Below are 7,528 nucleotides of genomic sequence, written 5' to 3'. Positions count from 1 at the left end.
AATATAGAAATTATGTAAGTATTATCGTAGATTAGATTAGCAGATAATATAAAAAAGTGCACGCATTGAATAAATCAAAATGAAATAATGTGATAAGTAAAGATATTTGAAGAAAATTGAGTATACCGAGGGAGGTAGTCATATGAGTAAAGAAAACTATGATATATTTATTGCTGAAAAAGTCTTTCCTAATGTTAAAGAAGCTTTCACTACAGAAATAAAGCCACTACAGCAGATTAAAGATAATTGTAATGTGGTCCTAGATACTAATGTATTGCTGATGCCATATAATATTGGCAAGACAAGCTTGGAAGAAATAGAAAAAATATATCAAAATATAATTTCTGAAAATAGGTTTTTTCTTCCTTCGCAAGTTGTACGTGAATTTATTAGGAATAGGCCAACTAAACTTGCAGATATATATAAATGGTTGCTTGATAAAAAAAGTAAACTAAGAAGTATGCAGGAAGGTAAATATCCTACTCTAGAAGGTATAGAAGGATATGGGGACATGATTCAAATTGAAAAAGAAATTGATGACTTATTACAAAAATATAAAAAAAGTATAGATATGGTAGTAAGACATATAAGAGATTTGAATTGGGATGATCGTGTAAGTATAGTGTATAAGAGATTATTTACTCCGAGCACAATATATGAACTCAAATATAAGGAAGAAGAAATTGCTAATGAGCTGGAAAAAAGGAAGATACATAGCATACCGCCAGGTTATAAGGATTCCGCCAAAGCAGATGGTGGGATTGGAGACCTGCTTGTATGGAAATCAGTATTAGAAATAGGAAAGAGTAATAATGTTATTTTTGTATCGGGTGATTCAAAAGCTGACTGGTGGTACAAAAGAGAGAACGAAGCAATATATCCAAGGTACGAGCTTATATATGAATTTATGAATTATACAAGTAATAATACAATTCATATTATTAACTTTTCTACGTTCCTCGATTTATTTGGAGCATTAGATGAAACAGTAAAGGAAATTAAAGAAGAAGAAATTAAAGCTAAATTATCAGAAATAACTGTTGAAAGCAACTTACCAGAGGGCGTTAGAAGGAATAGGCTACTGGAGTCAGATATACAAAAAATCAAGAGCTATGGTATTTCGTTTAAAAATATTGAGGAATTAATAAACATATATAAGAACTCTGGGACGGAAACCTTTTCGACTATCGATTTAATTGAAGATGTTTTAAGTTGTACATATGAGGTCGGAAATCCAGTGAATATGATGATTGCTAGAATACTAAGTGAAAATAGAAATGAGTTCAAAATTAAACCTTTTTTAAAGCAAAACTATGTTGATAATAACGGAAGAGCAACATCAACAGTTTTATGGGAATTTTTAGATAATTAAGGTGCTTATGAACATACTCTTTTTGAACATAAATAGGCATGAGGAGGCTTATTATTATATAATTGGGCATTGCATCGGACTTCTAAAACTAATAATCAGCAGTTCTTATAACTGAATGTTTTAGCAATAATGGGAAGTTTGGTATGGATCGGGATTAAGTAGTAAGATGCAACAATTAAATTTGTAATTGAAATTAATCATGGGGTATATGAGGAGGAAGAGATGGATAATTATAATAGCTATAATTTAGAGAATGTGGAAGACAATAGTACGTCATTTGTGGACAATTCAGTTATTGATAGTGAAAGAGATACACAGGTGTATTTTAGGAATATTGAAAGACATCTATTAAGGTATATAGAAGAAGCGAATGTTGTTTTAGGGTGTGTTGCATGGCTTACAAGTGAGCCTATTCTAGAAGCATTGGCTACAAAGGATTATGTTTCAATTATTGTACAAAAAGAGGATTTTTTGAGACCTGATATGGATTCAGGCAATAGAAACTCATGGAAGAAGTGGCTACAGGAGAAGTATATGTCATTGCAGTCTAGTCTAAATAGATTTATGTTTGATAATTTATTAAGACATGTGTCATATTGCACTGATCCCTCAATTGAAGCGATTAGATGTGTAGGTAATTATAATCGAGACAAGAAGCCGGCATTTCCAAGAATGCATAATAAGTTTTTAATATTTGCTAAAATAGTTGAAGTTGATGAAGATTCATGGGGCAGAGTGATTCCTTATGGTGTATGGACTGGTTCATTTAACTTAACAAAGAATGCCACTTACTCATTTGAAAATGCAATATATTTGACTGATCCTGAGATAGTAAGAGCTTATTATAATGAATATGGTCAAATTGCATCTATGTCAGAACCACTAGATTGGGAAAGTGATTGGATAGAACCAGAATGGAGAATAGGGAGTTAACCTACGTACCATAGCTTGTTTAAAGAAAGATTAATAATTAAGAATATTTGGGAAAGTTATGAACTTAAGCAAGTTGATTGAAAGAACTCTTCCCATTATGTTTATAACAAGTAATGAAACCAACTGTGCGTCAGGCTAGTAATGTGCACCTCAGTCAAGAGGTAATCATAGCAATTATGGGAAGTTGGAGTACATAGATTTTACTATACATTAAATGTATTAGCCGAACGCTAAAGGAGACCAATCGATGAGTGAATATAATTTCTACTATGATGAATCGGAGCATAGCAGGAAGATAAACCACAAGACAATAACGGCGGATAACTACTACGACAACTTTATTGCTGTGGTCGTTGGCTGGTGCTCTGAATACGAAACTAACTTGTTTAGCAGATATACTGCTTTCGAAGAAAAATACAAATATCGTCAATCTAAAGGTGAACTGAAAAGCACCACTATTCGTCAAAGTCAACTGGAGCATGGATTTGCCTCGTTAAACAATGATAATGTTAGTCTGTTGGAAGATTTCTTGGCTCTGTTTAATGAGAAAACTCTCATCTACTATGCAGTCATAAGCAAAATCGAATATATAATCAGACAATTATTTGAAGATTATAAAAACAGCTTTTTGGTTGATATGGATGCCATGAAATACTCAATTACAAAAGCCGTGGTTTTATATCAGCCAGCAGACATAATCAATGGTTTCTACGAGAATACCGGCGAACTTGTTTCACTCTTGAAAAATTTCTTTACTGTTCAAATCGAAAAGGATAAAGCAAATGAAGCATTGAAGGAAAAGGAAATTAAACAATACAACCAAATACTTATGCTTCTTGATGATGTCTCGACAATTAAGACTATTGACTGGAATTATGATATTTCGTTCCATGGTTTCAAAAAATACCTTACTGAAAGATCAATAGATAACTATTCATTGACCATAGACAAGGAAGGCGAAAACGGTAATACGGCAAAAGCAGCTGAACGCGAGTGTTTAACTACGGTTGCAGAAGCAGACTCATTGACTTCCTGTGGAATCCGTATGGCTGATATGCTTGCAGGTTTGATTTCAAAATTACTGAAAGCCCTACATAATGCATTGAGGTATATGTCAGAGGAAGAACAAGTAAGTAAAAAAATCCTCAATAGTAGTTGGTTTGTCATTAGCGAACAACAACTCTCCCTTTACAAGAAGTTACACAATGTGGTGGTCGAATTAAATACATCTTGGTACAAGGCTTTTTCCGGGACATATTCAGATGACTTGATAGTGCTTATTGCTTTCCTGAATTTTATGAGTCATTTTGAATCGGTAGAAGCCATAAAAAGCGATATTTCTATGCAAGGTGAATATTTTAACGCATATGCTTGTGAGAGTTTATCTGACTATTATAAACGGATGCATAATAAACTGCCGATTGACCCGGTAGGTAAAACCTCAAAGCATTACTTTTTGAATCAACGAGGAGCAAAAGTTTATTTTGACATCAATAAGCAACCTTTGCTCGAAATAACAAAAGACCGAATTGTCTGCGATACTTTAGCAGTTGGTTTTAGTCAAGAGATGATTCCATTGATTACAATAGCGGAAGCAGGTAATGTAAAATGCTACCGACTTCCAATCAAGTTATCAGAATGGGCAATGACTTTAGTTGGTTTCGCCAATACGGGAGTGAACTTATTTCCGTCTAAAGTTGTGTTTACTAGGACAAAAGACGGATTGTATGCTGATATTTTATAACGAATGAGAGTCAGCTTTACATCTGCTAAATGAAAAGCAGCAGCTAATCTTAAATAATTATCGCTGAAAGAGTTTCGCACTTCCCATTATGTTTATGACATTCAGTTTGAGCATTTCCGATTATTTATTTTGTAGTGGTACAGGTAAGAAAGGCGATGAATATGAAATTTACACATAGGCAACCTCAAACTTGGCAGGAACTCCAAAACCTAACAGCAGAATATCTAACTGTTGCTGGCTATAAAGCAACTACGCCATATGAATTGAATACAGCAAGAGGAAAAGTTGAAATTGACGTTTATGTTGAAGCACCATATGAATTAGTAAAACACATAATATGTGAATGTAAATATTGGAGGACTCCTGTTACTAAAGAAAAAGTCCATGCGTTTAGAACAGTTGTACATGATTGTGGTGCAGAATTAGGTATAATTATTTCGAAAAATGGTCATCAGTCTGGGGCTATTGAAGCTGCGGCATTCTCAAATGTCAGGCTTGAAACATGGGAGAGTTTTTTAAATATTATTATGGACAAATGGATTGATAATCGCTTATGGGCAATAAAAGTAATGGCAGCTCGTGTCATGAGTTTTTCTGATGGATATACTTATAGAACCGAAGAGTTAACAGCCGAAGAATATCCACTTTATCAACATGCATGCAATAGTGCATTAACTACAACAAATCAGTGTGTGCTTATTTTAAAATCCGACTTGCTAAATGACAGTTCAATATTAGATCGTTTTGCAATACAGCAACAATATCAGGATATAGAAACTTATTTGAATGATTTATTCAAAAAGCTTCAGGAAGCACTTGAGATATTAGAAAAACTAAGTGTCAAGCCTGATAAGCCCGATAGGTTTATATCGACTATGAAAATGTATATGGAAAATGCAGATGATTAGCATAAAAATCCGCCATTTTGAGCTTCGCATAATGTTCCCAACTAATCCTGATGAGTTGGGAACTGCACACTATCCATATAATCAGTAGTGTTTATTATTTATTATATACATTGTAACTGTAGTAGTTGATTGGCTCCGGGCACTGGAATTGTTGAAACAGGTTTATTTAAATTGTTCTGCGGATACCTTATGCCTTTATTCTTTATTCGCTCTGCTAGTCGCTTTGAGGGGTTTATGGTTTTCCCTGTTTTCCCTTCGTAGCCTCTCACAAAGGCACTTCGGAGAATTTCATAAATGGGGAGGAGGACAAAAATCTTTACCCCCTGTATATTATGCTGGAATTGTCAGCTCTTACAAATCACATGTACAAAAATGTATTTGCGTGTGATTCCTTCAAAGGCTACTAATGAATTACTTACAGGGCAGTAAGGGAATACGATAATATCTATATCGTATTCCCTTACTGCTCTGGCTCTGTAAGTTACTGCGAAGACACTTCGTCAGCTATTTTAAAGCCACCTGCGGAGTTTCTTAAAGTATGGCTTCGTCAGTGGTTTCTAAAGAATGGGGGCATAAGACCTGGGATTCCGCTTCGTGAGTAGCTTTAAAGCATCTTCTGAGAAATACCTATCAACTGATTTAAATCAGGCATATATTATTTGGAAAAAGTATCCCGATAAAATTGTTATAAGAAACTACGAGGAGTTGATAACCATAGTTGCTCACAACAAGTACTGCAAGATGAAAAAAGATGTGCTGATGCTGCAAGCCTTTCAAAAAAATTGGGGACAGATTTACCTCCAGACTCTTTATGTGAGTGGCTTCAGAGAAATCTAGTAGTTCCTTGGGTCATATCAGGAGGGAATGAAGAATGAAAGAACTACATAAAGAGAAAACCCCGAAACTGTATTAACTACAGTCGGGGTTACTAAATATATAACTGCTAACCTATATATACAACAACGTTCTCATTTTCAAATGCTTTATTCAGCATATTTTCAAGGTTAGCTATACGCTCGAGCAAACCTATTCGGTATGGATTTTCAGATTCTTCTATAAATGCACTAAGTATATGTAGTTCACTTAAAACTTCCTGCAAATTACTTTTTGTAACATCAAGTCCAAAAGACATATGTGTAAGCCATTTTAACTCAAGTTTTTGAATTAATGGATACCAAGCTTTATAAAAACCTTCCTCGGTAGAAATAGGTGTATACATTGCTTCGTTATTTTTTAGTTCTTCTGGTTCCATAATAAAAGCTGCAATTGACATTTTTTCACCTCCAAGTGTAGTGTTAAAATTATAGTCATATGGGAAATCACTCTTTCATTACACTCATTGACCAAATATAGAGCTAAAGTTATAGTCTGGAAATTCTGCTTTAAGTGCATTTATTGCATTAGCAACTGCATTTCGTAAATCTGGTGTATCCGCATCGATTTTGAACACAAAATCTTTAAAATCCTTAAATTCATTAAATTCAGGAACAACTCCATTACCAAATTGGCTTGGTCTAACAGTAAGAGTATCTGGCAAGCTATTAATTCTTACTCTAGTTTTATTAACTATTTGCTTAGTAGCCCACTCCTCTGGAGTTAGCTGATTCAATGGGTTCGATAGTCCTAAAGCACTTTTATCTTCAATAAAACGTTTCCCCAGAATATCAACGGTGTCAAATTCACCTAATGGTGGTTTTGTTGCATCACCGACAATTTCAACACCTTTATAAACTTTCGTTTTTATAGATTCAGCAGCACTTTGAGCTATTTGGCTTATTTTATTTGGATCAGTTATTTTGAATTTATTAATAAAACTAGCAACATCAGTACCAAGGTTTGACAGCACATTAGGATCAATTATATTCAATAATCTGGCATTTTCGATAGCTTCCCTGCCCGCAACCATCATATCCAGTGTACAATCATTATGTACTAAAAGCCCACTTGTGCCTACAAAATAAGTGTGGAACTGGTCAACATTGAGGTTCCTTAATAACTCAGGCTTCAGTAAATATTATACATTATTCCATTGTGTTTGGCATTGGTTTTTCGTAATACTCTGATTTATCTTTCATCATCCGGTATATTATATTTACAAGTCTACGCATGACACATTTTAGGGCCTGCCGCTTAGTTTTTCCCTCAGATATCTTCCTATTATAATACTCATAAAAATATGGGTTAAAAGGTTTTCGCTGTCCTGCGTAGTTACTTACTACAAGTACTGCAAGATGAAAAAAGATGTGCCTTAATTCCTTATCGCCTCGCCTGTCGCTAAAATGTTTGGATGTTTTACCTGTTGCATAGCTGACAGGGCTTATTCCTGCGAATTTAGCAAGCTTTGCGGCATTGGAAAAACGGTCAATGTTGCCTATGTGGGCTATTAGTCCGGCTGCAAATGTTGTACTTATGCCTTTCATACTCTCTAATTTGTAGCCGAATTTGGGAAGGATGGATTCTATTTGGATATCGAGTTTATCAATGGTATCCAGATTATCTTTGATTTGCTTGGCCGTCGATGTGACTATAAAATCACGTATTTCCTGATATTCATTGGGCTGGAAGTTATCC

The 7,528-nt window shown here is 34.5% G+C and carries 8 protein-coding genes; 5 read left to right on the top strand and 3 right to left on the bottom strand.

Annotated features, from left to right (window positions below; genetic code table 11):
- Positions 1-142: 142 nt before the first annotated feature.
- The 5 genes from VIO64_RS13155 (at position 143) to VIO64_RS13135 (ending at position 5,794) form a co-directional block, all read left to right on the top strand.
- Complete coding sequence (locus tag VIO64_RS13155; protein WP_331918934.1) at positions 143-1,372, top strand: PIN-like domain-containing protein; 1,230 nt, start codon at positions 143-145, stop codon at positions 1,370-1,372.
- 222 nt (positions 1,373-1,594) lie between these two features.
- Positions 1,595-2,305 carry a hypothetical protein gene (locus tag VIO64_RS13150; protein WP_331918932.1) on the top strand — a complete coding sequence of 237 codons (711 nt, stop codon included), beginning with the start codon at positions 1,595-1,597 and terminating at the stop codon, positions 2,303-2,305.
- A gap of 247 nt (positions 2,306-2,552) precedes the next feature.
- The gene (locus VIO64_RS13145; protein ID WP_331918930.1) at positions 2,553-4,049 is read left to right on the top strand and encodes a hypothetical protein; all 1,497 of its coding nucleotides are present in this window, start codon (positions 2,553-2,555) and stop codon (positions 4,047-4,049) included.
- Positions 4,050-4,210: 161 nt separating this feature from the next.
- Entirely contained in the window at positions 4,211-4,957 is a 747-nt protein-coding gene (locus VIO64_RS13140; protein ID WP_331918928.1) for a restriction endonuclease, read from the top strand.
- A 594-nt stretch (positions 4,958-5,551) separates the two neighbouring features.
- Positions 5,552-5,794: a hypothetical protein gene (locus VIO64_RS13135; protein ID WP_331918926.1), complete on the top strand. Its 243-nt coding sequence runs from the start codon at positions 5,552-5,554 to the stop codon at positions 5,792-5,794.
- 106 nt (positions 5,795-5,900) lie between these two features.
- On the opposite strand, the gene VIO64_RS13130 is transcribed toward VIO64_RS13135, so the two are convergent.
- The 3 genes from VIO64_RS13130 to VIO64_RS13120 all read right to left on the bottom strand — a co-directional run.
- On the bottom strand, positions 5,901-6,230 hold the full coding sequence (locus VIO64_RS13130) for a hypothetical protein (protein ID WP_331918924.1): 330 nt from the start codon (positions 6,228-6,230) through the stop codon (positions 5,901-5,903).
- 63 nt (positions 6,231-6,293) lie between these two features.
- Positions 6,294-6,866, bottom strand: coding sequence for a hypothetical protein (locus tag VIO64_RS13125; protein ID WP_331918922.1), 573 nt, complete (start codon positions 6,864-6,866; stop codon positions 6,294-6,296).
- A gap of 112 nt (positions 6,867-6,978) precedes the next feature.
- On the bottom strand, positions 6,979-7,528 hold a 550-nt coding region (locus VIO64_RS13120; protein ID WP_331918920.1), incomplete at its 5' end, for a transposase.

It is taken from the genome of Pseudobacteroides sp. (assembly GCF_036567765.1).
Lineage (GTDB): Bacteria > Bacillota > Clostridia > Acetivibrionales > DSM-2933 > Pseudobacteroides.
Note: the sequence above shows the minus strand (reverse complement) of the source record. Positions and strands in the feature narration are given on the sequence as shown.